This window comes from Streptomyces smyrnaeus (assembly GCF_017676345.1).
GTDB classification, from domain to species: Bacteria; Actinomycetota; Actinomycetes; order Streptomycetales; family Streptomycetaceae; genus Streptomyces; species Streptomyces smyrnaeus.
This window is the reverse complement of record NZ_JAFFZM010000016.1, coordinates 1-23946: the sequence shown is the minus strand read 5'-3', so window position 1 is coordinate 23946 and position 23946 is coordinate 1. Positions and strand designations below refer to the sequence as shown.

At 72.8% G+C, this 23946-nt stretch carries 23 protein-coding genes; 18 read left to right on the top strand and 5 right to left on the bottom strand.

Annotated elements, in window-relative coordinates; genetic code table 11:
* Positions 1-34 precede the first annotated feature (34 nt).
* The 3 genes from JW613_RS24350 (at position 35) to JW613_RS24340 (ending at position 2458) form a co-directional block, all read left to right on the top strand.
* On the top strand, positions 35-1483 hold the full coding sequence (locus tag JW613_RS24350) for an alpha/beta hydrolase (RefSeq protein ID WP_245226231.1): 1449 nt from the start codon (positions 35-37) through the stop codon (positions 1481-1483).
* Positions 1413-2054, top strand: coding sequence for a tRNA (adenosine(37)-N6)-threonylcarbamoyltransferase complex ATPase subunit type 1 TsaE (gene tsaE, locus JW613_RS24345; protein WP_209213094.1), 642 nt, complete (start codon positions 1413-1415; stop codon positions 2052-2054). Before JW613_RS24350 ends, tsaE begins: the two co-directional genes overlap by 71 nt.
* Positions 2055-2215: 161 nt before the next feature.
* A complete protein-coding gene (locus JW613_RS24340) occupies positions 2216-2458 on the top strand; it encodes a hypothetical protein (RefSeq protein WP_099883505.1) in 243 nt (80 codons plus the stop codon).
* A gap of 57 nt (positions 2459-2515) precedes the next feature.
* On the opposite strand, the gene JW613_RS24335 is transcribed toward JW613_RS24340, so the two are convergent.
* Positions 2516-3091, bottom strand: coding sequence for a L,D-transpeptidase (locus JW613_RS24335; RefSeq protein WP_209213093.1), 576 nt, complete (start codon positions 3089-3091; stop codon positions 2516-2518).
* Between the two features lie 227 nt (positions 3092-3318).
* Here JW613_RS24335 and JW613_RS24330 point away from each other — a divergent pair, with 227 nt between their 5' ends.
* The 7 genes from JW613_RS24330 (at position 3319) to JW613_RS24300 (ending at position 10980) form a co-directional block, all read left to right on the top strand.
* Positions 3319-4644, top strand: coding sequence for an LmeA family phospholipid-binding protein (locus tag JW613_RS24330; RefSeq protein ID WP_209213092.1), 1326 nt, complete (start codon positions 3319-3321; stop codon positions 4642-4644).
* 78 nt (positions 4645-4722) lie between these two features.
* Entirely contained in the window at positions 4723-5397 is a 675-nt protein-coding gene (gene tsaB, locus JW613_RS24325) for a tRNA (adenosine(37)-N6)-threonylcarbamoyltransferase complex dimerization subunit type 1 TsaB (RefSeq protein ID WP_307866023.1), read from the top strand.
* Between the two features lie 74 nt (positions 5398-5471).
* Positions 5472-6005, top strand: a complete 534-nt coding sequence (gene rimI / locus JW613_RS24320; RefSeq protein ID WP_245226240.1) for a ribosomal protein S18-alanine N-acetyltransferase — start codon at positions 5472-5474, stop codon at positions 6003-6005.
* Positions 5998-7143 (top strand): tRNA (adenosine(37)-N6)-threonylcarbamoyltransferase complex transferase subunit TsaD, encoded by a 1146-nt coding sequence (gene tsaD / locus JW613_RS24315; RefSeq protein ID WP_209213091.1) that lies wholly within the window; start codon positions 5998-6000, stop codon positions 7141-7143. Before rimI ends, tsaD begins: the two co-directional genes overlap by 8 nt.
* Complete coding sequence (locus JW613_RS24310) at positions 7143-7403, top strand: hypothetical protein (RefSeq protein WP_209213090.1); 261 nt, start codon at positions 7143-7145, stop codon at positions 7401-7403. Before tsaD ends, JW613_RS24310 begins: the two co-directional genes overlap by 1 nt.
* Positions 7404-7499: 96 nt before the next feature.
* Positions 7500-9611 (top strand): hypothetical protein, encoded by a 2112-nt coding sequence (locus JW613_RS24305; RefSeq protein ID WP_209213089.1) that lies wholly within the window; start codon positions 7500-7502, stop codon positions 9609-9611.
* Positions 9601-10980, top strand: a complete 1380-nt coding sequence (locus tag JW613_RS24300; protein WP_307866022.1) for a hypothetical protein — start codon at positions 9601-9603, stop codon at positions 10978-10980. The genes JW613_RS24305 and JW613_RS24300 overlap by 11 nt, the downstream gene beginning before the upstream one ends.
* Positions 10981-10986: 6 nt before the next feature.
* Here the strand turns inward: JW613_RS24300 and JW613_RS24295 are convergent, their stop codons facing one another.
* Positions 10987-12174 (bottom strand): class I SAM-dependent methyltransferase, encoded by a 1188-nt coding sequence (locus JW613_RS24295; protein ID WP_307866021.1) that lies wholly within the window; start codon positions 12172-12174, stop codon positions 10987-10989.
* 232 nt (positions 12175-12406) lie between these two features.
* Between JW613_RS24295 and JW613_RS24290 the strand changes: the two genes are divergently transcribed.
* The 3 genes from JW613_RS24290 to groL all read left to right on the top strand — a co-directional run bounded on the left by JW613_RS24290 (position 12407) and on the right by groL (position 15789).
* Positions 12407-13186, top strand: coding sequence for a nucleotidyltransferase domain-containing protein (locus JW613_RS24290; RefSeq protein ID WP_209213087.1), 780 nt, complete (start codon positions 12407-12409; stop codon positions 13184-13186).
* A 463-nt stretch (positions 13187-13649) separates the two neighbouring features.
* Positions 13650-13958: a co-chaperone GroES gene (gene groES, locus JW613_RS24285; protein WP_099883511.1), complete on the top strand. Its 309-nt coding sequence runs from the start codon at positions 13650-13652 to the stop codon at positions 13956-13958.
* A gap of 199 nt (positions 13959-14157) precedes the next feature.
* Positions 14158-15789 carry a chaperonin GroEL gene (groL, locus tag JW613_RS24280; RefSeq protein WP_209213086.1) on the top strand — a complete coding sequence of 544 codons (1632 nt, stop codon included), beginning with the start codon at positions 14158-14160 and terminating at the stop codon, positions 15787-15789.
* Between the two features lie 144 nt (positions 15790-15933).
* On the opposite strand, the gene JW613_RS24275 is transcribed toward groL, so the two are convergent.
* Positions 15934-16707: an SDR family NAD(P)-dependent oxidoreductase gene (locus JW613_RS24275; RefSeq protein WP_209213085.1), complete on the bottom strand. Its 774-nt coding sequence runs from the start codon at positions 16705-16707 to the stop codon at positions 15934-15936.
* Positions 16708-16782: 75 nt separating this feature from the next.
* Complete coding sequence (locus JW613_RS24270; RefSeq protein WP_209213084.1) at positions 16783-17451, bottom strand: MOSC domain-containing protein; 669 nt, start codon at positions 17449-17451, stop codon at positions 16783-16785.
* A gap of 92 nt (positions 17452-17543) precedes the next feature.
* Between JW613_RS24270 and JW613_RS24265 the strand changes: the two genes are divergently transcribed.
* Positions 17544-18455: a LysR family transcriptional regulator gene (locus tag JW613_RS24265; protein ID WP_209213083.1), complete on the top strand. Its 912-nt coding sequence runs from the start codon at positions 17544-17546 to the stop codon at positions 18453-18455.
* A gap of 130 nt (positions 18456-18585) precedes the next feature.
* Here JW613_RS24265 and JW613_RS24260 read toward each other — a convergent pair whose 3' ends face one another.
* A complete protein-coding gene (locus JW613_RS24260; RefSeq protein WP_209213082.1) occupies positions 18586-18912 on the bottom strand; it encodes a WhiB family transcriptional regulator in 327 nt (108 codons plus the stop codon).
* A gap of 365 nt (positions 18913-19277) precedes the next feature.
* Here JW613_RS24260 and JW613_RS24255 point away from each other — a divergent pair, with 365 nt between their 5' ends.
* The 4 genes from JW613_RS24255 to JW613_RS24240 all read left to right on the top strand — a co-directional run bounded on the left by JW613_RS24255 (position 19278) and on the right by JW613_RS24240 (position 23684).
* A complete protein-coding gene (locus tag JW613_RS24255) occupies positions 19278-19889 on the top strand; it encodes a response regulator transcription factor (RefSeq protein ID WP_003948568.1) in 612 nt (203 codons plus the stop codon).
* Between the two features lie 350 nt (positions 19890-20239).
* Positions 20240-20851 carry a sigma-70 family RNA polymerase sigma factor gene (locus JW613_RS24250; protein WP_245226229.1) on the top strand — a complete coding sequence of 204 codons (612 nt, stop codon included), beginning with the start codon at positions 20240-20242 and terminating at the stop codon, positions 20849-20851.
* A 107-nt stretch (positions 20852-20958) separates the two neighbouring features.
* On the top strand, positions 20959-22464 hold the full coding sequence (guaB, locus tag JW613_RS24245) for an IMP dehydrogenase (RefSeq protein WP_099883518.1): 1506 nt from the start codon (positions 20959-20961) through the stop codon (positions 22462-22464).
* Positions 22465-22568: 104 nt separating this feature from the next.
* Positions 22569-23684 carry a GuaB3 family IMP dehydrogenase-related protein gene (locus tag JW613_RS24240; RefSeq protein ID WP_209213081.1) on the top strand — a complete coding sequence of 372 codons (1116 nt, stop codon included), beginning with the start codon at positions 22569-22571 and terminating at the stop codon, positions 23682-23684.
* The last annotated feature ends 262 nt before the right edge of the window (positions 23685-23946 follow it).

Here is a 23946-nt window from a genome sequence, read left to right as displayed (position 1 = left end):
CCGGGGCCGGGCAGACGGACGGACGGGGGCGGTCATGGACCAGATCAGCAGGGCACAGGCGGCGGTGAACGCGGTCGCGGCGCTCGGCGCGCGGGACGCGCGGCTCCCGCAGCCGCCGCGGCACCAGGCGCAGTCCCCGCCGTACCTCCGGCACGGGCAGCAGGCGCTGGAGGCCGCCACCGCCGTTCAGACGGCCCAGAGCGCATGGCGTACGGCAGCGGCTGCCGCCGAGGGCGCGGCCGGGCAGTCCGCGCGGCCACCGGCTCCGGCGGGCGGCGCGGGCTGGACGCGCCGTGCGGGTGTCGCCGGCGCCGCCCTCGGGGTCGTCGCGGCCGGTGTCGCCCTCGAACGCCTCACGGTGCACCGTGCCGTACGCCGTAAGGCCCGGGTGGCGCTGGATGCCGCGGGCCCCTACGGCACGCTGCGCGGCACTGCGGGCCGGGCCTCGGCGGAGGACGGTACGGAGCTGTACTACGAGGTCGACGAACCGGCCGACTTCCCGCTCGACTCCGCCGACGGCGAGGCGGCCGGGTGCTGGTCGCGGCTGGTCGAGCTGTTGCGGGGCCGGGGCGGCAGGTCGGCCCCGCCGCTGACGGTGGTGTTCTCGCACGGCTACTGCCTCAACCAGGACGTGTGGCACTTCCAGCGGGCCGCGCTGCGCGGGGCCGTGCGCTGCGTCTACTGGGACCAGCGCAGCCACGGCCGCTCCGGTCGGGCCCCCGCCGGGGAGCCGGTCTCCATCGACCTGCTGGGCCGCGATCTGAAAGCCGTGCTCGACGCCGCCGCGCCCGAGGGGCCGGTGGTGCTGGTGGGGCACTCGATGGGCGGTATGACGCTGATGGCGCTGGCCGAGCAGTACCCGGAGTACGTCGCCGAGCGGGTCGCGGGCGTCGCCCTGCTGGGCACCAGCGCGGGCGGGCTCGCCGAGGTGACGTACGGGCTGCCGGCTGCCGGAGCGCGAGCCGTGCGGCGCGTGGTGCCCGGGGTGCTGCGGGCGCTGGCCGCGCAGTCGGACCTGGTCGAGCGCGGGCGCCGGATGACCGCCGACCTGTTCGCGGGGGTGGTCAAGCGCTACTCCTTCGGCAGCCCGCGCGAGGTGGACCCGGGGGTGGCGCGCTTCGCCGAGCGCCTGATCGAGTCGGTGCCGGTGGATGTGGTCGCGGAGTTCTACCCGGCCTTCGCCGAGCACGAGAAGACCGCGGCGGTGTCGGGATTCGACGGGCGGCCTGCGCTGGTGCTGGCCGGGGACCGCGATCTGCTGACGCCCAGCGAGCACAGCGAGCGGATCGCGGCGGCACTGCCGAACGCCGCGTTCGTCATCCTGGAGGCGACCGGTCACCTGGTCATGCTGGAGCGTCCCGAGCCGGTCAACGAGCACCTGGCCCGGCTGCTGACGCGTACCATCCGGACGCATGGAAGCACCGCACCACCAGCATCCTGTCCCGCCTCCACCGGCTCCGTCCGGCGCCCCTCCCGGGGGTGACGGCGCTCCCGGCGGCCTCCCCGACCGTCCCATGGGCGATTCCCCGGGCGGTGTCCGGAACGAGAGAACCGTCACCGTGCCCACCGCCGAGGCCATGCGCGAACTCGGCGTACGGCTCGCCGGGCGGTTGCGCGCCGGGGACCTCGTCCTGCTGACGGGTGAACTCGGCGCCGGGAAGACGACCTTGACGCGCGGGCTGGGCGAGGGCCTGGGCGTGCGCGGCGCGGTGACCTCGCCCACCTTCGTCATCGCCCGCGTCCACCCCTCGCTGACGGACGGCCCGCCGCTGGTGCACGTGGACGCCTATCGGCTCGGCGGCGGCCTGGAGGAGATGGAGGACCTCGATCTGGACGTCTCGCTGCCCGAGTCGGTCGTCGTCGTCGAGTGGGGCGAGGGCAGGGTCGAGGAGCTGACGGAGGAGCGGCTGCACATCGTCATCGCCCGCTCGACGGGCGAGAGCGCCCAGGCCGCCGGGGACGCCGAGCAGGCCGCCGCCGACGACGTGCGCACCGTCACGTTCCACGGCGTGGGGGAGCGCTGGGCCCGGGAGGACCTCGCAGCCCTCGGCTAGGCGCGCTCGGTGCGCCGGGGCCGTGGAGCGTGCGGCCGGGCGCTGTTCCGACATGGTGTCGGCAAGATGTTGCGCGGTCGGTGCGGCCCATGGTCCCATGGGAGGTGAGAGCGCGGTTAGGTATACCTAAGTGCCGCCGCGCCGACGCCCCTGGAGGAGCCATGACCGCACCGAAGCCGGAGCAGCGTGCGGCGCGAGCGCCGCACGTGCCTGCGCGGGACGAGGCGGCGGCCGCCGACGGAAGCGCCCCGCACGGCACCCCGCCCATGAGTGAACTGCTCGCGTCCTGCGCCGCCGCGGCCGTCGTCTCCAGGCCGCCGTCGCAGACCGAGCAGTCCGAACAGTCGGAGGAGTCGGCGGCGGCCCGCCGACGGCGTCGGCACGCCTCTTCCGGCCGCCGCTGACGCTCGCGCGGCCCCGCCGACGCCCGGGGGCGCCGACCGGGGGGGGGCGACGACGCGCTAGCGCATCACCACGACGCGGGTGCCGATGGGGGCGTGCAGCCACAGCGCCTCGCCGTCCTCGCGCTTCTCGCGGATGCCGCCCGTCTTGCGCGAGGCGTCCGGAGTCGGCGTCGAGCCGTCCAGCGCCGCGCTGAAGCCGATCGTGACGCCGTCGACGCTGGCGAACCGTACGACGTTCTCGATCGGGACGCCGTCCGAGCCCGTCACATGGGAGGCGCGCGAGGTGACCTTGTAGGTGCCCGGCTCGGGGGCGACGGTGCTGGGGAAGACCTCATAGGTCCTGGTGACCTTGCCGTCCTTGCCGACCAGCCACACCCGCTGCCGCTTCAGGGCGTAGACGATCCGGTGGCCCTGGCCGGAGGAGGTGGGCAGCGCGGTGTCCTTCTCGGCCGGGGTGCGGTTCTTCCCGTCCGAGGTGCCGGGGGAGGGCGCGGCCGTCTTCCCGGTGGAGGGTTTGCCGGCGCGGTCCTGCGCGGCCGACGCCTGGTACGCGAAGAAACCGATCACGGCGAGGGCCGCCGCCGTCAGCCCGGCCACGATCACTCCGGCGCTGCTGCCGCTGCTGCGTGCCACCGTGCGCTGCCACCTCTCGTGCCTGTGCCTGACCTCTGATTGACGGTAGCAGCAGGCGCGGCGCGGACGGCTCGCGTACGGTCGCCCCGGGCGCCTGTCCGGGCGGCCTGTCCGGGCATCGCTCGGCCAACGGCGGGTCGGGCAGCGCGGAAAGGCGGGAAGAGTGGCCGGTGGGCGACGGGAAGGGGAACTTGGAGTAACAGCCGCGCTTGTGTTCGCATGTGGCGATGACCCCCCACGGTTCATCGACAAACTCCACAACCCCCATACCGGAAGTCCCAGAACCGCAAGGCCACTCGGGCACCCCCCACCGCCCGGCCAACCCGTACGACGAACTGGCCGCGCTGGCCCCGCCGGACGTTGCCGCGCCCGGTGACCCGTACGAGGGCGGAGACCCGTACGGGGGCGGTGACCCCTACGAGGGCGGACTGCGCGGCCTCGGGCTTCGCTCGGACCACGACGAGCCCGCCTACGAGGACCGGATGCCGTATCTGCGTGCCGTACGCAGGCGCCGTCGCTCCCGCTTCTCGCGCACCGTCAAGCTCGCCATCGCCTGCTGCGCGCTGCTGGCCTTCCTCGGGGTCGGGGATCGGTGGGCCGCGCTCTACGCCGAGGACGAGGCGGCCGAGAAGGTGCAGGACTCGCTGGGCCTGCACGCCCGTCCCGAGGTGCACATCAACGGCTTCCCCTTCCTCACCCAGGTGGCGCGGGGCCGCCTGGACAATGTGGAAGTTGCCATTCCGGATGTGCCCGCGGGCCGGGTGTCGGTCGCACAGGTCAGCGGCACCGTCGACGACGTACGGATCGTCGGAGACGCCCCGTCCGCCGTCCGAGGGGCGGTGCTCGGCAGGATGAAGGGCGACGTACTGCTCGACTTCGACGACCTGGACCGCGAGCTGGGCACCTCCCAGGTGAAGTTCACCCCGGGTGGCCGCCACACCGTGCTGGCCGCCGGACGGCTGCCCGTGGCGGGCAGCGAGGTCAAGGTGCGCGCCCGCGCCCAGCTGCAGCGCACCGGCGACCGCGGCGTGGGCACCACCGTGGACGACATGCGGCTGGTCGTCCCCGAGATGTTCAGCTTCACCCCCGGCACCGGCAAGGACGCGGGACTGCGACTGTCCCGCCCGCTGGCCGAGCGCATCCAGCACGACAAGGACAAGGCACGGGCGCTGTTCGGGGTGCGCTCGATCGCCGAGCGGTTCGGCATGACGCCCGAGCACGCCCAGCAGGTCCGGCGCAGCGACCGGGAGCTGCGCCGGGTGACCGGGACACCGCGCTTCGCCGAGAAGGTGATGCGCGTCAATCTGCTGGACGTCGTCGTCCGGCATCCGCAGCTGCTGAAGAAGATGGGGATCGACCCGGCGCTGGTCGAGGCCCTCAAGAAGATCGAGGAACCCGAGCTCGCGGACAAGCTCGCCCTCCACCTCCAGCTGCCCGAGCTGCCCGGTGATGTGCGGCTGCGCGGGGTCTTCGTGGCGAAGGAGGGCATCCGCGCCGAGCTGACCGGCGTCAACGTGCCGTTCGGCGAGGCAGCCCCGAAGGAGGGGAAGTAGCCGGGCCGGAAGCGCCCCGAGCAGGGCGGCGGGCCGCACGGGTGAGGGCGGGCCGCGTGGGCGCCGTAGGCTGGTCGGGTGTTGATGCTCGCGCTGGATACCGCTACGCCTGCCGTCACCGTCGCCCTCCACGACGCGGACGGCGACCGCACGCTCGCTGCCGCCCACAAGGTCGACGCCCGCCGCCACGGTGAACTGCTGCTGCCCTGCATCGACGCGGTGCTGAGCGAGGCGGGGCGGAAACTCACCGAGGTCACCGACGTGGTGGTCGGCGTCGGCCCCGGCCCCTACACCGGGCTGCGGGTCGGACTGGCGACGGCCGAGGCGTTCGCGGCGGCACTCGGCCAGCGGGTGCACGGGGTGTGCACGCTGGACGGCATCGCGTACGCCTCCGGCCTGACGGAGCCGTTCGTGGTGGCGACGGACGCGCGCCGCAAGGAGGTGTACTGGGCCCGGTACGCCGACGCCCGTACCCGGGTGACCGACCCGGCGGTGGAGCGGCCCGCCGCGATCGAGGCCCGCGAGGAGGAGATCGGCGCGCTGCCGGCCGTCGGCGCCGGCGCGGTGCTGTACGAGTCGGTCTTCCGCGGCGTACGGCCCGATCTGCCCACCGACCAGTCGGCCACCGCCCTCGCCCGGCTCGCTGCCGAGCGGCTGGCGCACGGCGAGGAACTGCTGCCGCCCCGACCGCTGTATCTGAGGCGGCCGGACGCGCAGGTGCCCGCCAACTACAAGGTGGTCACGCCGCGGTGAAAGCCACGGACGGTCTCGCGCACGGCGGCCCCCCGCGCGACGGCGTCCCGCACCACCGCGTCACGCTGCGCGAGATGCGCTGGTGGGACATCGAGCCGGTGCTCGGACTGGAGCAGGAACTCTTCCCCGAGGACGCCTGGTCGGCGGGGATGTTCTGGTCGGAGCTGGCGCACGCGCGCGGGCCGGACGCCACCCGCCGCTATCTCGTCGCCCAGCAGGCGGACGGCTCCCTCGTCGGCTACGGCGGTCTGGCGGCCGTCGGCGGCACCGGCGACATCCAGACCATCGGAGTGCTGCCCGGCCACCGGGGCACCGGGCTCGGCTCCCGGCTGCTGCGCGCGCTGCTGCGGGCGGCCACCGACTTCGAGTGCGCCGAGGTGCTGCTGGAGGTGCGGGTGGACAACGCACCGGCGCAGCGCCTGTACGAGCGCTTCGGCTTCGTGCCCATCGGTGTCAGGCGCGGCTACTACCAGCCCGCCGGCGTGGACGCGCTGGTGATGCGGCTGGCCGACCCGGCGTCGTACGCGGGCTGCGCCGACACCCCGGGGGACGAGGCCCCCACGAACCCCCTTCCGAACACGCACCAAGGATCGAAGAGCCATGGCTGACGAACCGCTCGTTCTCGGCATCGAGACCTCCTGCGACGAGACCGGCGTCGGAATCGTGCGCGGTCACACGCTGCTGGCCGACGCCGTCGCCTCCAGCGTCGACACCCACGCGCGGTTCGGCGGGGTCGTACCGGAGATCGCCAGCCGGGCCCATCTGGAGGCGATGGTCCCCACGATCGAGCGTGCGCTGAAGGAGGCCGGGGTCGCCGCCTCGGACCTCGACGGCATCGCCGTCACCGCGGGCCCGGGGCTCGCCGGAGCGCTGCTGGTCGGTGTCTCCGCCGCCAAGGCGTACGCCTACGCGCTGGGCAAGCCGCTCTACGGCGTCAACCACCTCGCCTCGCACATCTGCGTCGACCAGCTCGAACACGGCGCCCTGCCCGAGCCGACCATGGCGCTCCTGGTCTCCGGCGGTCACTCCTCGCTGCTGCTGGCGCCCGACATCACCGCCGATGTGCGGCCGCTGGGTTCGACCATCGACGACGCGGCGGGCGAGGCGTTCGACAAGGTCGCCCGCGTGCTGAATCTCGGCTTCCCCGGCGGTCCCGTCATCGACAGGTACGCCAAGCAGGGCGACCCGGACGCCATCGCCTTCCCCCGCGGTCTGACCGGTCCGCGCGACGCCCCGTACGACTTCTCCTTCTCGGGGCTGAAGACGGCCGTGGCGCGCTGGATCGAGGCGAAGCGGAACGCGGGCGAGGAGGTGCCCGTCGCCCATGTCGCCGCCTCCTTCCAGGAGGCCGTCACCGACGTACTGACCCGCAAGGCCATCCGCGCCTGCCGCGACGAGGGCGTCGACCATCTGATGATCGGCGGCGGCGTCGCGGCCAACTCGCGGTTGCGCGCCATGGCCGAGGAGCGCTGCGCTGCCGCGGGCATCACGCTGCGGGTGCCCCGGCCGAAGCTGTGCACCGACAACGGCGCCATGGTCGCGGCCCTCGGCGCCGAGATGGTGGCCCGCAACCGGGCCGCTTCCGCCTGGGACCTGCCCGCCGACTCCTCGCTGCCGGTGACCGAACCGCACGTACCGGACCCGTCGGCGGCGGCAACGTCGGGACACTCCCACACCCACGACCACGCCCACACCCACGACCATGACCACGTGCACGAACTGAGCAGGAAGAACCTCTACTCCTGATGCCGACCGTCGCTCTGATGTGGGAGGCCAAGGCCGCACCCGGACGCGCGCCCGAACTGCTGGCCTGGGCCCGCGGCCAGGACCTGGCCCCGGCCGCCGTCCCCTGCGAACGCCGCGAGCACTTCACGGCGCCGGGCGAGCGGGTGCTGGTCATCACCTGGTGGGAGGGCGGCTACGACGCGGAGGTACCCGAACTGCCCGACCCGCCGGCCCAGCTGTCGGCCCGCCCGGTGCACAGGTGGCGGTTCGAGCGGGTGTGACCCCGCGCACCTGCACCTGTGAGGTGGGTGTGTTCACGGTGAGTTACGCGGCAGGATGGTGCGGGTCGGGAACGTTGTCGGGTGCGGGGGGCCGGAATGCGCAGGGGGGTTGCCAAGGCCGCGCGCTGGGGAGCGCGGGTCGCGGCGGTGATGCTGGTCGCCGTGGTCGGACTGGGCGGGAGCGCCGGGGCCTCCGTGGCGGACGAGAAGCCGAGGTCGACTGCCGCCTACCTCGCCGACCAGCTGCGCAAGAGCCCCGTCCACCTCTCCGACCAGCTTCCGCGCACCAATCCCCTCTCCGCCCGCCCCGCCTTCCTCAAGGAGGCGAAGCGGACCGGAGTGCCGACCTATGTGCTGGTGCTGCCCGGGTACGGAGCCGGGCGGGACGGGCTGCTGGCGGCGGTGCACGACCGGCTCGGGAAGGACGGGCTGTACCTGCTCTTCGGTGGGGACGGCGGTAGCCCGGACACGGAGACCTTCGGCGTGGACGTCCCGGCGCGGGACGCCGCCATGGCCACCACCTTCGAACTGCCCTACGACGCGGGCACGCTGGACACCTTCCGGCACTTCGTCGACGTCCTGCGCTCCGGGGAGGCGACCGAGCGGGCTGACAAGGCCGCGGCGGCCGGCCGGGCCGGCGAGGAGCCGGACAAGCTGTACACCAGCCGCACCGACCGGAAGAACCAGGGCTTCCTCACCGGCATCCTGCTGACCGGGGTGCCGGTGCTGATCGTGGCCGTCGGCTGGTACGTGCGCCGCTGGCGCGGCGGCAAGGGGCCGGGCCTGCGGCTGCTGGTGCCCGTCGCCGCCGCCGGCGCCCTCGTCATCGGCGTCGGCGCGCCGCTCGTCTTCGACGACACCCGCACCACCGGCGACCCGGTGCCGACGGCCGCCGACATGGCGGCCAGGACCGACCGGGTCGCCCGCGGGCTGCGCGCCGACCCCGTCTACCTCGACCCGCTCGCGGCAGGGACGTTGAGTCCCGCCCAGCTCGGCCGGTTGCGGGAGCGTGCGAAGCGGCTGGAGGTGCCCGTACGCCTCGTCGTCGTCCCGCTCGACACGGCGGACGAGTCGGCCGGTGACGGCGAACTCCTCGCGAAGCGGCTGCACGACCGGCTGGGCGACGACGGCGACGGCGTCTATGTGATCGCGGACGACTCCGAGAACGGCGAACTGGAAGTCGTCAACCACGGCGCCGAGCTGGACAGCGCGGCGCTGCACGACGCCACGGAGGACCTGCGCTTCGGCGAGGGCGGCGAGAGCGACGCCGGGGTGTACCAGCGGCTGGACGAGGCCCTGCGGATCGTCGACCGGCTGCCCTCCGCCCCGGCCGAGGGCCCCTATCTGGAGCCGATGGCCGCCGAGAACCCGGTCACCGAGGACGAGTTGCCCTCCCTGTACGCCGAGGACTTCGTGCCGGGGACGCTGATGGGAGTGGTGGGCGCGCTGGCAGCTCTCGGGGTGACGGCGGCCGGGCTGGGCATCGCCCGGCACATCGGCCCCGGTGTGCGATCGGCCGCCACCCGCGCGTCCGCCACCGGCACCGGCGGCGCGTCGGGCAGTACCGACCCGCAGGCCCCCGCGCGCCCGTCGACCGGCTGGCTGCGCAGAACGGCACGGCGCGAACTGGACGAGCTGAACGAGGAGTACGAGCAGCTGTCCGGGAACCTGCCGGACGCCGCGCGCACCCGGGTGTGGGACCACCTGGACGCGGCGACCCTCCTCCTCGACCAGGAGGGCGACAACCGGGTGGACGCCGACGCCGACGCACCCACCCTCGCGGCCGGGCTCGCCCTGATCCGCACCGGCCGTGCCGTACTGGCCGCCGGGGGCGGGCGCCACATCACCTCCGCCGGGACCCGGCTGTGCGTGCTCAACCCGCTGCACGGGCCCGCAACCGCCACACGGAAGCTGAAACTGCCCGGCGAGAGCGGCGGCGCGCGCTCGCGCCCGGTCTGCGCCGGCTGCCGGGCCGCGCTGGAGGAACGCGGCACGTCCACGTCCGGCTCGCGGGCCGCCCACATCGCGGGTGTCGTCGGCGCGCGGCTGCTGTGCCTGCGCGACCCCGGCGCCGCCCGCTCCGCCCCGCACGAGCCCTACCACCGGGTCCCCGGCCCCCTCGCCGCCCCGCAGGGCACCGGCCGGGACGCGGGCCCGACCGCCGACCAGATCGTCCGTCGAGTACGGGAGCAGCTAGGTGTCCACTGAGCTACGCGCCGCGCCCGGCGCCCACTTCGCCCGTCCGGCCCGGCTCCCGGCGCTCGTCCTCGCGTGCGTCGCCACCGCGCTTGCGCTGGCGCTCGGCGGGGCGGGGCGGGCCGGTGCCGCCGACGACAGGCCAGGTGACCGGATCGCCGAAGGGCTCCGCAAGTCACCGGTCTACGTCGACCCGTCGTACGCGCAGGCGTTCCCGGCGGACAAGCAGCGCAAGCTGGCCGAGAAGATCAAGGCGTCGGGCCTCCCGGTCCGGGTCGTCGTCGTCCCGTTGATCGCCGGGGACGCCTGGGGCGGCGACCCGAAGAAGATGGTCGACGTCGTTCGCTACCGGTTGGCGGAGGGGCAGTCCAAGGAAGCCGTCTATATGACCCTCAGCGAGAACGACGGCTTCCTCAACGGCTACGAGTTCCCGCGCAGAGGCAAGTACCAGGCGTTCTGGGGCGTCGCGGCCGTCGGCCACGAGGAGGGCATGAGGGACAAGAGCCTCTACGCCAAGTTCTCCCGCGCGCTGGAGATCGTGAAGTCCGGCAACGGCGACAAGGTGTACGAGAAGGCCACCGAGGATCTTGGCAGCGACCGCCCGTCCGGGAACGGCGACGGTGCCGAGGCAGAAGCCGGTGCCGAGGACGGCGATGGCGGGGGCGGTCTGTCCCCGCTCGTGCTCGGAGCGCTGATCGTCGCGGGACTCGCCGTGCTGGTCGCCGCCGGACTCGTCCACCGCACCGTGCGGGCCCGCCGCTCCAGCAGCTCGATCCGGGTGCCGTTCACCTCCCCGCGCTCGGTGTTCGCGACCGCGCGCAAGGCGGGCGTACGCGACCTGCGCAAGCGCGTACAGCGCGAACTCCTCGCCTACAACGAGGAACTGCTGGCCCACGAGCCGAGCGAGGACGGCGCCGACAGCGATCTGCTCCAGCTCTCCCTCGACGCCTACGCCGCCGCCGGCAAGGTGCTGGACGACGCCCGTGACATACCCGACCTGGCCGGCGTGCTCGCCCTCCTTGAGGAGGGACGTGACGCGCTGCGCCGGTCCGAGCCGTCCGCGTCCGCCCGTGCCGCTGCGCTGCCGCTGTGCTTCTTCCACCCGCTGCACGGCCGTGCCGCCGACCGGATCCGCTGGCGCCCGCTGGGCCGCCGCGAGTCGCTGTCCGTCGCGGCCTGCGGTGACTGCGCCGCCGCGGTGGCCGCCCGCCGCGCACCCGAAGTCCTCACCCAGACCCTCCAGGACCGCCGTGTCCCGTACTTCGAGGTGCCGCCCGAGGACAGTCTGTGGGCCGCCACCGGCTACGGCTCCCTGACCGAGGACACCCTGACCGAACGGGTGCTGCGCGGCGACTTCACCCGCGCCTCCCGCAGGCGCTGACCCCGCTCAGCCCAGCGGACGGCCCAGCAGCATACTGGGCGCGCCCGCGACCCGGGTGAGGAAGACGGTGCAGGAGCCGCCCGCCGACTTCGGGTCCAGCTTCAACTTGCGGCGCAGCTCCTCGGGCTCCACCGCCGAGCCGCGCTTCTTGACGGTGACGACACCGATGCCGCGCTCCCGCAGCAGCGCCCGCAGCTTCTTGACGTTGAAGGGCAGCACATCCGTGATCTCGTACCCGGTGGCATACGGCGTCGAGTGCGCCGCGTCCGCCGTCACATAGGCGATCGTCGCGTCGATCAGCCGCCCTGCCAGCTGCTCCGCCAGCTCGGCGACCAGATGGGCGCGGATGACCGCACCGTCCGGCTCGTAGAGGTACCGGCCCACCTCGCCCACCTCGGGATCGGGCAGCCCCCGCCCGGCCAGCGCGTCACCGGAGGGCAGCAGCGTCGCCCGGACGCCACCGGGAGCCGCCCGGCCCGCGCCGAACCACAGGACCGCCTCCTTGACGTCCCCGCCGTAGGAGACCCACTCGGCCTCCGCCCGGGCGGGCACCGCCTCGTGCGGGATGCCGGGCGCCACCTTCAAGGCGGCCAGCGGCGCGGCCCGGGCCGCCTCCACGGCCCAGCTGAGCGGCGGGGAGTACGCCTCGGGATCGAAGACGCGGCCCCGCCCGGTGCGGCGCGCCGGATCGGCGAACAGCGCGTCGAAGCCGTCGGTGGCCACCTCGATGACATCGGCGCAGCGCACCTCGACCAGGGCGCCGAGCCCCAGCGCCTCGGCGTTGGCGCGGGCCACCGCGCACGTCAGCGGCGAGCGGTCGACGGCCAGCACGCGGATGCCCTCCCGGGCCAGGGCGAGCGCGTCGGCGCCGATGCCGCAGCACAGATCCACGGCGCTGCGCACACCGAGCTCGCTCATCCGCCGGGCGCGGTGCGCCGCCACCGGGGTGCGGGTGGCCTGTTCGAGACCGTCGGCGGTGAAGTACAGGGCATGCGCCTCGGCCGGGCCGAACTTCGCCTCGGCACGGCTGCGCAGCCGGCTCTGCGCCAGGGCCGCCGAGACCAGCGCGGGCTCGTACCGCTGCCGCAGCCGCGTCGCCACGGCCAGCTCCCGCGCGGGCTCGATCCCCCGTACCTGACCCAGCAGCTCCTGTCCCTCGTCGGAGAGCAGCTGGGCGAACACCTCACGATCCACCCGGCCATTGTCCCGTGCCGCCGGGCCCTGCGGGCGGCCGGGCCGGGACGGTAGGGTCGGGCCCATGAAGTGACGACGTACGCCACGCGCCGAGGCGGTCTGCCGGCCGGTCCTGTTCCGGTGCGGGTCGCCCCTGCCCGGAGCCCGCGGTGCCCGCGCACCCGTTGCGGTTCCCCGCGCCCCTGAGAGGGCGCTGCCCGTCGTCACTTCTCACCACGAGGACGCCTGCCTCATGCCCGAGACGCCCGTTCCCGCGCCCGCCATGACGGACGCGGACTTCCTCGACCATGTCGCCGAGCGGCTGGCCCCGCTGCCCACCGTGCACGCCGTCACCCTCGGCGGCTCCCGCGCCCAGGGCACCCACGAACCAGGAGCCGACTGGGACCTCGCCGTCTACTACCGGGGTCCCTTCGACCCGGCCGCGCTGCGCGGCCTCGGCTGGCCGGGTGAGGTGTCGCAGCTCGGCGGATGGGGCGGCGGCGTTTTCAACGGCGGCGCCTGGCTGACCATCGACGGTCGGCACGTCGATGTCCACTACCGCGACCTGGACGTGGTCGAGCACGAACTCGCCGAAGCCCGGCAAGGGCGCTTCCACTGGGAGCCGCTGATGTTCCACCTCGCGGGCATCCCCAGCTACCTCGTCGTCGCCGAACTCGCCCTCAACCGGGTGCTGCGCGGCACGCTGCCCCGCCCGGAGTACCCGGAGGCGCTGCGGGCCGCGGCGCCGCCGGTGTGGCGGGAGCGCGCCGCGCTGACCCTGCGGTACGCCAAGGGCGCCCATGCGCCGCGCGGGCAGGCCACCGAGGTCGCGGGCGCGCTGGCCACCGCCGCGGCGCAGTCGGCGCACGCGGTGCTCGCGGCACGCGGCGAGTGGATCACCAATGAAAAGCGTCTCCTCACCCGGGCGGGCCTGCGCCCGCTGGACGCCCTGCTCACCGGCCTCCGCCCCACCCCGGAAGCCCTGCTCCAGGCCCTGGAGCAGGCCGAGGAATTTCTGGACGGTGCCCCATGAGGGGCGCGGGGAACTGCGCGAGTGACCAGGACGGCGCCGCGCCCGGCGGACAGCCGCAGCCCCACGGCGAATCTCCGCGGAAAGCGAGCGACGGGGCGCCCTCTCACATCGGCACGAGCCGGTGCGGCTAGCACTCGGCTGGACGCCCCGCAGGGGCGCGGGGAACTGCGCGAACAACCACGACGCCGACGCCCCCGGCGGACAGCCGCAGCCCCACGGCGAATCTCCGCCAGAGCGGGTGAGGGGGCGCCCCCTCATACCGGCACGAGCCGGTGCGGCTAGCACTCCGCTTGACCGAGTGCTAAGCCGGGCATAATCTCAACCTTGGCACTCTCCCCGTGGGAGTGCCAGCAGATCGCGACGGGCAGATCCGGCACCCGCGACGACGGATCTACCAGGTCGCCACCCCAGACATAAGCCCTCAGTTTGACGTAATGAGATCTCCGAAGGGGGAGGTCGGATCGTGACGACCGCCAGCTCCAAGGTTGCCATCAAGCCGCTCGAGGACCGCATCGTGGTCCAGCCGCTCGACGCCGAGGAGACCACGGCCTCTGGCCTGGTCATCCCGGACACCGCCAAGGAGAAGCCCCAGGAGGGCACCGTCCTGGCCGTGGGCCCGGGCCGCTTCGAGGACGGCAACCGTCTGCCGCTCGACGTGTCCGTCGGCGACATTGTGCTGTACAGCAAGTACGGCGGCACCGAGGTGAAGTACAGCGGCGAGGAATACCTCGTCCTCTCGGCCCGCGACGTTCTCGCGATCGTCGAGAAGTAATACGGCGAGAAGTAGTACGGACTACGGACGCAGTCGCTTCCCGGTGCGCAACGCACCGCCGGAAACAGCAGCGTGCAGTCGAATCGCGCCCTGGTGCCCGCTCCTCGTGCGAGGTAGCAGGGGCCAGGGCGCGGCTCGTGCGGGCCGATACGTGCGCGTACGAGACGTGCGAGACGTGTGAGAGGACACAACAGCTTCCATGGCGAAGATCCTTAAGTTCGACGAGGACGCCCGTCGCGCCCTTGAGCGCGGTGTGAACAACCTCGCCGACACCGTGAAGGTGACCATCGGCCCCAAGGGCCGCAACGTCGTCATCGACAAGAAGTTCGGCGCCCCCACCATCACCAACGACGGCGTCACGATCGCCCGCGAGGTCGAGGTCGAGGACCCGTACGAGAACCTGGGCGCCCAGCTCCTCAAGGAGGTGGCGACCAAGACCAACGACATCGCGGGTGACGGCACCACCACCGCCACGGTGCTGGCCCAGGCCCTGGTCCGCGAGGGCCTGCGCAACGTCGCCGCCGGTGCCTCCCCGGCCGCCCTGAAGAAGGGCATCGACGCCGCCGTCGGCGCGGTCTCGGACGAGCTGGTCAAGACGGCCCGCCCGATCGACTCCAAGGAGGACATCGCCTCCGTCGCCGCCCTGTCCGCGCAGGACAAGCAGGTCGGCGAGCTGATCGCCGAGGCGATGGACAAGGTCGGCAAGGACGGCGTCATCACCGTCGAGGAGTCCCAGACCTTCGGCCTGGAGCTGGACTTCACCGAGGGCATGGCCTTCGACAAGGGCTACCTCTCGCCGTACTTCGTCACCGACCAGGAGCGTATGGAGGCCGTCCTCGACGACCCGTACATCCTGATCCACCAGGGCAAGATCAGCTCCATCCAGGACCTGCTGCCGCTGCTGGAGAAGATCATGCAGGCGGGCGGCTCCAAGCCGCTGCTGATCATCGCCGAGGACGTCGAGGGCGAGGCGCTCTCCACCCTCGTCGTCAACAAGATCCGCGGCACCTTCAACGCCGTCGCCGTCAAGGCGCCCGGCTTCGGTGACCGCCGCAAGGCCATGCTGGGTGACATGGCGACGCTGACCGGCGCCACCGTCATCGCCGAGGAGGTCGGCCTCAAGCTCGACCAGGCCGGTCTCGACGTGCTGGGCAGCGCCCGCCGCGTCACCGTCACCAAGGACGACACCACGATCGTCGACGGCGCCGGCAAGTCCGAGGACGTGCAGGGCCGCGTCGCCCAGATCAAGGCCGAGATCGAGTCCACCGACTCCGACTGGGACCGCGAGAAGCTCCAGGAGCGCCTCGCCAAGCTGGCCGGCGGCGTGTGCGTCATCCGCGTCGGTGCCGCCACCGAGGTGGAGCTCAAGGAGAAGAAGCACCGCCTGGAGGACGCGATCTCCGCGACCCGCGCGGCCGTCGAGGAGGGCATCGTCTCCGGCGGCGGCTCCTCGCTCGTGCACGCGGTCAAGGTGCTGGAGGGCAACCTCGGCAAGGAGGGCGACGAGGCGACCGGTGTCGCCACCGTCCGCCGCGCCGCGGTCGAGCCGCTGCGCTGGATCGCCGAGAACGCGGGCCTGGAGGGCTACGTCATCACCGCCAAGGTCGCGGAGCTGGAGGCCGGCCAGGGCTTCAACGCCGCCACCGGTGAGTACGGCGACCTGATCAAGGCCGGCGTCATCGACCCGGTGAAGGTGACGCGCTCCGCGCTGGAGAACGCCGCCTCGATCGCCTCGCTGCTGCTGACGACCGAGACGCTGGTCGTCGAGAAGCCGGCGGAGGAGGAAGAGTCCGCCGGGGGCCACGGCCACGGCCACGGCCACGCGCACTGACGGGCGTCCGACAACGCGCAGTTCCCCGCGCCCGAAGGGGCGCGGGGAACTGCCTCCCCCAGCCTCCGGCCGGGAGGTGCCCCCACAGCTACGAACGACGCGCACTCGGCAACGCACAGCCGGACAAGCGGCGGCGACCCGTACCTACTTGGGCCCGTACTTCCGCCCCGTCGTCGACGAAGCCCGCGCCAGCACCCCGCGGGGAAGAAACTTCGAAGCCCCCAGCAGAGCCTTGTACCGCGGGTCCGGCACGGACAACGTGCGCCCTCGCGCAAGATCCCGCAGCGCCGTCTCGACCACCTGGTCGGCGTCGAGCCACATCCACTTGGGGATGTCCCCCGAATCCATCCCGGCGCGCTCGTGGAACTCCGTACGAACGAACCCGGGGCACAGCGCCAGCAGCCGTACGCCCTGACCGGCCAGATCCTTGGCCGCACCCTGGGTGAACTGGGTGACCCAGGCCTTGGAGGCCCCATAGGTCCCCCGGGGGAAGAAGGCGGCGACGGACGCGACGTTGATGACGCCACCGCGCCCCCGAAGGCACATGGACTCGGCCGCGGCGGACGTCAGCCGCAGCACCGCTTCGCAGTGCACCTTGAGCATCTTCAGCTCATCGGCGACGGGGACTTCCAGATAACGGCCCTTGTTGCCGAACCCCGCGTTGTTGACCAGTAGATCGACGGGGTGTTCGGGGTCCCGCAGCCGCTCCTCGACGGCGCGGATGCCGTCCTCCGTCGCCAGATCGGCGGTGACGACGTCGGCCTCCACGCCGTGCCGGTCGTGCAGTTCGGTCGCCTCACGCCACAGCCGGTCGGTGTTCCGTGCCGCGAGCACGAGGTGGTAGCCGCGGCTCGCGAGCCGCCGGGCGAAGGCGGCGCCGATGCCGGCGGTGGCTCCCGTGATGAGTGCAGTCGTCATACGGCCACGCTATCGGCCCCGCGCGTGGCCGGCCGCCGCGCAACCGCCGGTCCCCGCGGCGCAGGTGGCGGTGGGTCAGCCCTTCGTGCGGCGCAGCGCCTTCTCCCGTGCCAGCGGGTCCAGCGCCTCGCCGGCCGCCAGGATGCGCGGCAGCAGTCCGGGCTCCTGGGTCAGTGCGCGGAACAGAAAGCTGACCGAGACCTCGTGGTCGGGACGGTGGACGACGGTGACGGGGTCGCCCGCACGGACCTCGCCGGGCTCGACGACCCGCAGATAGGCGCCGGGCATCCGCCGGTTCATGAACCGCTTGATCCAGCCCTGCTCGCCGAGCCAGCCCGCGAACGTGCGGCAGGGGATCCGCATGGAGGAGACCTCCAGCAGCGGCCCGGTGCCCAGGGCGCCGAGCTGCCAGCGCTCGCCGATGCGGGCGTCGTCGACGTCGACACCGCGGGTGGTGAGGTTCTCGCCGAAGACGCCGTTGGGCAGCTTCCGGCCCAGCTCGCCCTCCCAGAAATCGAGTTCCTCGCGGGCGAAGGCGTAGACCGCCTGCTCCTCGCCTCCGTGGTGGCGCAGATCGCCGATGGTGTCGCCGGCCAGTCCGCTGCCGCCGGTGCCGCGGGGGCCGGGTGCGGCGACGGTGACGGCGCCCTCGACGGGCTGTTTGTCGATACCGGTCCACTGGCCCTCGGCGTCGGTGTGCTCCGAGCGGTGGGGCTTGGCGAGATTCACGGAAAGCAGCTGCATGGGCAAGAGGCTATCCGCGCTCTTCCCCAAGCCGCGAGCCTGTTTCCATGCGAGCCTCCAAGCTTGCCTTATGCACTGGTTATGCTCGAAGCATGATCGAGGCCCGTCATCTGCGTGTCCTGCGCGCGGTCGCCACCACCGGTTCGTTCTCCGCGGCAGCGCGCGAGCTGGGCTGCACCCAGCCCGCCGTCAGCCAGCAGATGAAGGCGCTGGAGGCCGCGGCGGGGACCCCGCTGCTGGTGCGTGCGGGGCGCGAGACGCGGCTGACGGAGGCGGGGGAGGCGCTGGTACGCCACGCCACGGGCATTCTGGCGGGGCTGGCGGCGGCCGAGGAGGAGGTCGCCGCGCTGGCCGGGCTGCGTGCGGGGCGGGTGCGGCTGGTCTCCTTCCCGAGCGGGAGTTCGACCCTGGTGCCCACCGCCGTCGCAGCGATGCGGGCCGACCACCCGGGCACCCGGGTGTCGCTGGTGGAGGCCGAACCGCCGCGCTCGGTGGAGATGCTGAGGGCGGGGGACTGCGAGATCGCACTGGCGTTCCGCTACGACGACGCTCCCTGGGGCGACCTCCCGGCCGGCGGCGGGAGGGACGACCTGGTGGTCCGGCCCCTGCTGACCGACCGGCTGGTGGGGCTGGTGCCCGAGGGGCACCCGTTCGCGGACGCCGAGGAGGTGGGCATCGGCACTCTCGCCGAGGAGCCGTGGATCGCGGGCTGTCCGCGCTGCCGCGGGCATCTCGTCCAGGTGTGCGAGACCGCGGGGTTCACCCCGCGTATCGACTTCGCGACCGACGACTATCCGGCGGTGGTGGGGCTGGTGGGCGCGGGACTGGGGGTCGCCGTCCTGCCGGAGCTGGCCGTGGAGTCCGTACGCCCCCGGGGGACGCGTGCTGTGCGGGTCACCCCGGCCGTGCGGCGCGAGGTGGTCGCGCTCACGCTGCCCGACCTCGCCCGGGTGCCCGCCGTCGCGCAGATGCTGGACCACCTGGCGGCGGCCGCCCGCCGATGAAGGGTCGCCCCGTCCTGTCGTTCGCGGGCTGCGGCTGGGTTGTGGCTGTGAGGACACCTCCCGGCCGGAGGCTGGGGGAGCAGGGCCGGCAAGCGCAGCCCCACGCCGGGTGCGCGGGAGGGCACAGGACCTAGCCCTCGGGAGGCGGGTCCGCAGTGGGGTGGGCGGTCACCAGCCGACTGCGGGCGCGGCCCAGCAGTTCCTCGCGCTCGTCCTCGGTGAGCCCGCCCCACACGCCGTAGGGCTCGCGCACCTGAAGAGCGTGCGCCGCGCACTCGGAGCGCACGGGGCAGCGCATGCACACCTCCTTCGCGGAAGCCTCCCGCGCGCTGCGGGCGGCGCCGCGCTCCCCCTCGGGGTGGAAGAACAGCGAACTGTCCACCCCCCGGCAGGCGGCCAGAAGCTGCCAGTCCCACAGATCCGCGTTGGGGCCAGGAAGGCGGGAGAAGTCTGCCATCGCGTCTCTCCTGAGTGCTGCTGGGGTGATCTGACACTCGTGCGTAAATATGACTCTTTCGCGAATCTAGCGAGCGATCTCGCAAAACGGAAGGAATGCATCTGAATAGGGCACTTCGGGATAGATGGTGTGGCGGCCATGGAAAAGCCGGGATGTTGCTGCTCTGTGTACGGGTGCTCACGTAGAGTGCTGATGACGGTGGCTGGAAGCCGTAACTCTTTCGGGTGACCGTCGTTGAGAGTGCGAAAGCGATTGGCTCGGAACCGGCCGGGGTGCTCACGCCCGAGGCCGTCAATCGCGCAGGTGACGATTCTCAAAGCAGCCTGGAGGCTCAAGGTGATGCGCATCAGCAGCGGAGGGCGGCCATGACATCCGTCCTCGTATGCGACGACTCCCCGCTCGCCCGAGAGGCCCTGCGCCGCGCGGTCGCGACCGTGCCCGGCGTCGAGCGTGTGACGACGGCGGCCAACGGCGAGGAAGTCCTCCGCCGCTGGGGCGCCGACCGGTCCGACCTGATCCTGATGGACGTGAGGATGCCCGGACTGGGTGGAGTGGAGACCGTACGCCGGCTGCTCTCCGCCGACCCCGGCGCCCGCATCATCATGCTGACGGTGGCCGAGGACCTCGACGGCGTCGCGCTGGCCGTCGCCGCGGGCGCACGCGGCTATCTGCACAAGGACGCGTCCCGCGCCGAACTGCGGGCGACCGTCACCCAGGCGCTGGCCGACCCCACCTGGCGGCTCGCCCCCCGGCGACTGCGCTCGGCCGAGATGGGCGCGGCGCCGACGCTCACCGCGCGCGAGATCCAGGTCCTGGAGGGCATGAGCCACGGCCGCTCCAACGCGGAGATCGGACGTGAGTTGTTTCTCTCCGAGGACACGGTCAAGACCCACGCCAGGCGGCTCTTCAAAAAACTCGGCGCCTCCGACCGCGCGCACGCGGTGGCGCTCGGCTTCCGCTGGGGCCTCGTGCGCTGATCCGGTGCCGGGCGCCCGCCTGGGGGCAGCCCCCGGCCCAGGGCCGGGGGAGGGCGGTCCACCGCCTCGAACGACTCCCTCCCGCCCGCCCGCTCGTCCGCGCCCCGCACCGGCCGCAGACGGGTGGGACGGCGGCCCCGGCCGGGTCCGGGTCCCCGCGGATTCCCCCGCGGCAGCCGGGAAATCTCGCGTGTGCCGCATGCTTGTTGTATGGAGTTCCTCGGGGACCGATCGGTCAGGCGTGAGGGGAGGGCGTGGACATGAGGGCCAGTGCGCCTGCTCATAACGCTTCGGCTCACATCTACGAGCGCGGTGCGGCGAACCGCGCGGCATCGGTGCACCATGGACCGATGCGCGACGAGGAGAACGGGCCGCAGCCCGGGGCCGCGGACGCGGCCGAGGTCGCGAAGGTCAGCAAGCTCGTCCAACGGGCGGTCGAGGGCGACCGCCAAGCCACGCACGATCTGCTCGCCCATGTCCACCCACTCGCGCTGCGCTACTGCCGTACCCGGCTGACGCGACTGCCCGGTGACGCGCGTCACTTCGTCGACGACCTCGCCCAAGAGGTCTGCATCGCGGTGCTCTGCGCACTGCCGCGCTACCGGGACACCGGAAAGCCCTTCGAGGCGTTCGTCGTCGCCATCGCCCAGCACAAGGTCGCCGATCTGCAGCGGGCCGCGATGCGCGGGCCCGGATCCACCGCCGTGCCCTCGGACGAGATGCCCGAGCGGCCCGACGACTCCCTCGGCCCGGAGGAGCGGGCGCTGCTGTCCAGCGATGCGGAATGGGCGAAGAAGCTGCTGGCCAACCTGCCCGAACACCAGCGGGAGCTGGTGCTGCTGCGGGTCGCCGTGGGGCTGACGGCCGAGGAGACGGGACAGATGCTGGGAATGTCACCCGGGGCCGTCCGCGTTGCCCAGCACCGGGCGCTCAGCAGGCTGCGGGCGCTGGCCGAGCAGTAGTTCTCCGGGTCGAGCGGGCCACGGAGGGTTGTCCACAGGCGGTCCGCTCACCCTCCCCGGGCCGATAGCATGGACATCCGGCAGGGGCAAGGACTGGGAAAGGTGTCATGACTGAGAACGTCGACGGGGTGCCCGCCAAATTCGCCACCATGGGTCTGACATACGACGACGTCCTGCTGCTGCCGGGCGAGTCGGACATGGCCCCGCAGGACATCGACACCGCGTCGTACGTCTCGCGCAACGTACGGGTCAACGTGCCGCTGCTGTCCGCCGCCATGGACAAGGTCACCGAGGGCCGGATGGCCATCGCGATGGCCCGCCAGGGCGGCGTGGGCGTGCTGCACCGCAACCTGTCGATCGAGGACCAGGCCAACCAGGTCGACCAGGTCAAGCGGTCGGAGTCCGGCATGGTCACCGACCCCATCACCATCCGCCCCGACGCCACCTTGCAGGAGGCCGACGCGCTGTGCGGCCGGTTCCGCATCAGCGGCGTCCCGGTCACCGACGCGGCCGGCAAGCTGCTGGGCATCGTCACCAACCGCGACATGGCCTTCGAGCTGGACCGCAGCCGCCAGGTGCGGGACGTGATGACCCCGATGCCGCTGGTCACCGGCGAGGTCGGCATCTCGCGCGACGCGGCCATGGAGCTGCTGCGCCGCCACAAGATCGAGAAGCTGCCGCTGGTGGACGGAGCCGGCACGCTCAAGGGCCTCATCACCGTCAAGGACTTCGTCAAGGCCGAGCAGTACCCGAACGCGGCCAAGGACGCCGAGGGACGGCTGGTCGTCGGCGCCGCCGTCGGCGTCGCGGGTGACGCGTACGACCGGGCGCAGGCGCTGATCGAGGCAGGTGTCGACTTCATCGTCGTCGACACCGCGCACGGCCACTCGCGACTCGTCGGCGACATGGTCGCCAAGATCAAGTCGAACCACCCGGGTGTCGACGTCGTCGGAGGCAACATCGCCACCCGCGACGGCGCCAAGGCACTGATCGACGCCGGGGTCGACGGCGTGAAGGTCGGGGTGGGCCCCGGCTCCATCTGCACCACCCGCGTCGTCGCCGGAATCGGCGTCCCGCAGGTCACCGCCATCTACGAGGCGTCGCTGGCCGCGCAGGAAGCGGGCGTCCCGGTCATCGGCGACGGCGGCCTGCAATACAGCGGCGACATCGCCAAGGCCCTGGTCGCCGGCGCCGACACGGTCATGCTGGGCAGCCTGCTGGCGGGCTGCGAGGAGTCGCCGGGCGAGCTGCTGTTCATCAACGGCAAGCAGTTCAAGTCCTACCGCGGCATGGGCTCGCTCGGCGCGATGCAGACCCGCGGCGACGCCAAGTCCTACTCCAAGGACCGCTACTTCCAAGAGGGCGTCAGCGGCGACGACAAGCTGATCCCCGAGGGCGTCGAGGGCCAGGTCGCCTACCGCGGACCGCTCTCCGCCGTCGTGCACCAGCTCGTCGGCGGGCTGAAGCAGTCGATGTTCTACGTCGGCGGCCGTACCGTCCCCGAGATGAAGGCCCGCGGCCGGTTCGTCCGCATCACCTCGGCCGGGCTCAAGGAGAGCCACCCGCACGATGTGCAGATGACGACCGAGGCGCCGAACTACTCGCGCCGCTGACCCTCCGAAGGGGACGGCGACGAGGGCGGCCGCCCTCGCCCGTCGCCGGGCGCGGCCCGTCGGCGATACTGGGGCGCGGCACACCAGAGTGAGAGGCAGTAGACGTGACTGAGATCGAGATCGGGCGCGGCAAGCGCGGCCGGCAGGCGTACGCCTTCGACGACATCGCCGTGGTGCCCAGCAGGCGCACCCGCGACCCGAAGGAGGTCTCGATCGCCTGGCAGATCGACGCCTACCGCTTCGAGCTGCCCTTCCTCGCCGCCCCCATGGACTCGGTCGTCTCGCCGCGCACCGCCATCCGCATCGGCGAACTCGGCGGCCTCGGTGTCCTCAACCTCGAAGGCCTGTGGACCCGCTACGAGGACCCCGAGCCGCTGCTCCAGGAGATCGCCGAGCTCGACGAGGCCACCGCCAACCGCCGTATGCAGGAGATCTACGCCGAGCCGATCAAGGAAGAGCTGATCGGCCGGCGCATCAAGGAGGTCCGCGACTCCGGCGTGGTGACGGCCGCCGCGCTGTCACCGCAGCGCACGGCACAGTTCTCCAAGGCCGTGGTCGACGCGGGCGTCGACCTGTTCGTGATCCGCGGGACCACGGTCTCCGCCGAGCACGTCTCCAGCGCCGCCGAACCGCTCAACCTCAAGCAGTTCATCTACGAGCTCGACGTCCCGGTCATCGTCGGTGGCTGCGCCACCTACACCGCGGCGCTCCACCTCATGCGCACGGGCGCCGCCGGTGTGCTGGTCGGCTTCGGCGGCGGCGCCGCGCACACGACGCGCAACGTGCTGGGCATCCAGGTGCCGATGGCGACCGCCGTCGCCGACGTCGCCGCCGCCCGCCGCGACTACATGGACGAATCCGGCGGCCGATACGTGCACGTCATCGCCGACGGCGGCGTCGGCTGGTCCGGCGACCTGCCCAAGGCCATCGCCTGCGGCGCCGACGCCGTGATGATGGGCTCGCCGCTGGCCCGGGCCAGCGACGCCCCCGGCAGGGGCCACCACTGGGGCATGGAAGCCGTGCACCTCGACGTGCCGCGTGGCCGCGTCGTCGACCTCGGAGCGGTCGGCACCATGGAGGAGGTCCTGCTGGGCCCCTCCCACACCCCGGACGGCTCGATGAACTTCTTCGGAGCGTTGCGGAGGGCCATGGCCACCACGGGGTATTCCGAACTCAAGGAGTTCCAGCGCGTCGAAGTAACCATCGCCCCCTCCCGCTAACCGCTCCGCGCGGGTTGAGCCGCCTCTCGGGCTCACCCCGTGAGGGCGGCCTCCCCCCTGTTGTGGGGGCACGCCCCCTGGGTTCTTCGGCTGCCGCCGAGGGGTCGTGTCGGGGGGCTCCGCCCCCCAACGGCCCCCCGCTAGGTGGGCTTCGCCCCCCTAGAACCCCCCTTCCGCAACCAGGCAAGCCAGTGACGTACATGGAATCCGCTTGCTTGTTGCTGCCCCCGATTCGGCCGGTGACGACCCTGCGGGTCGTGTG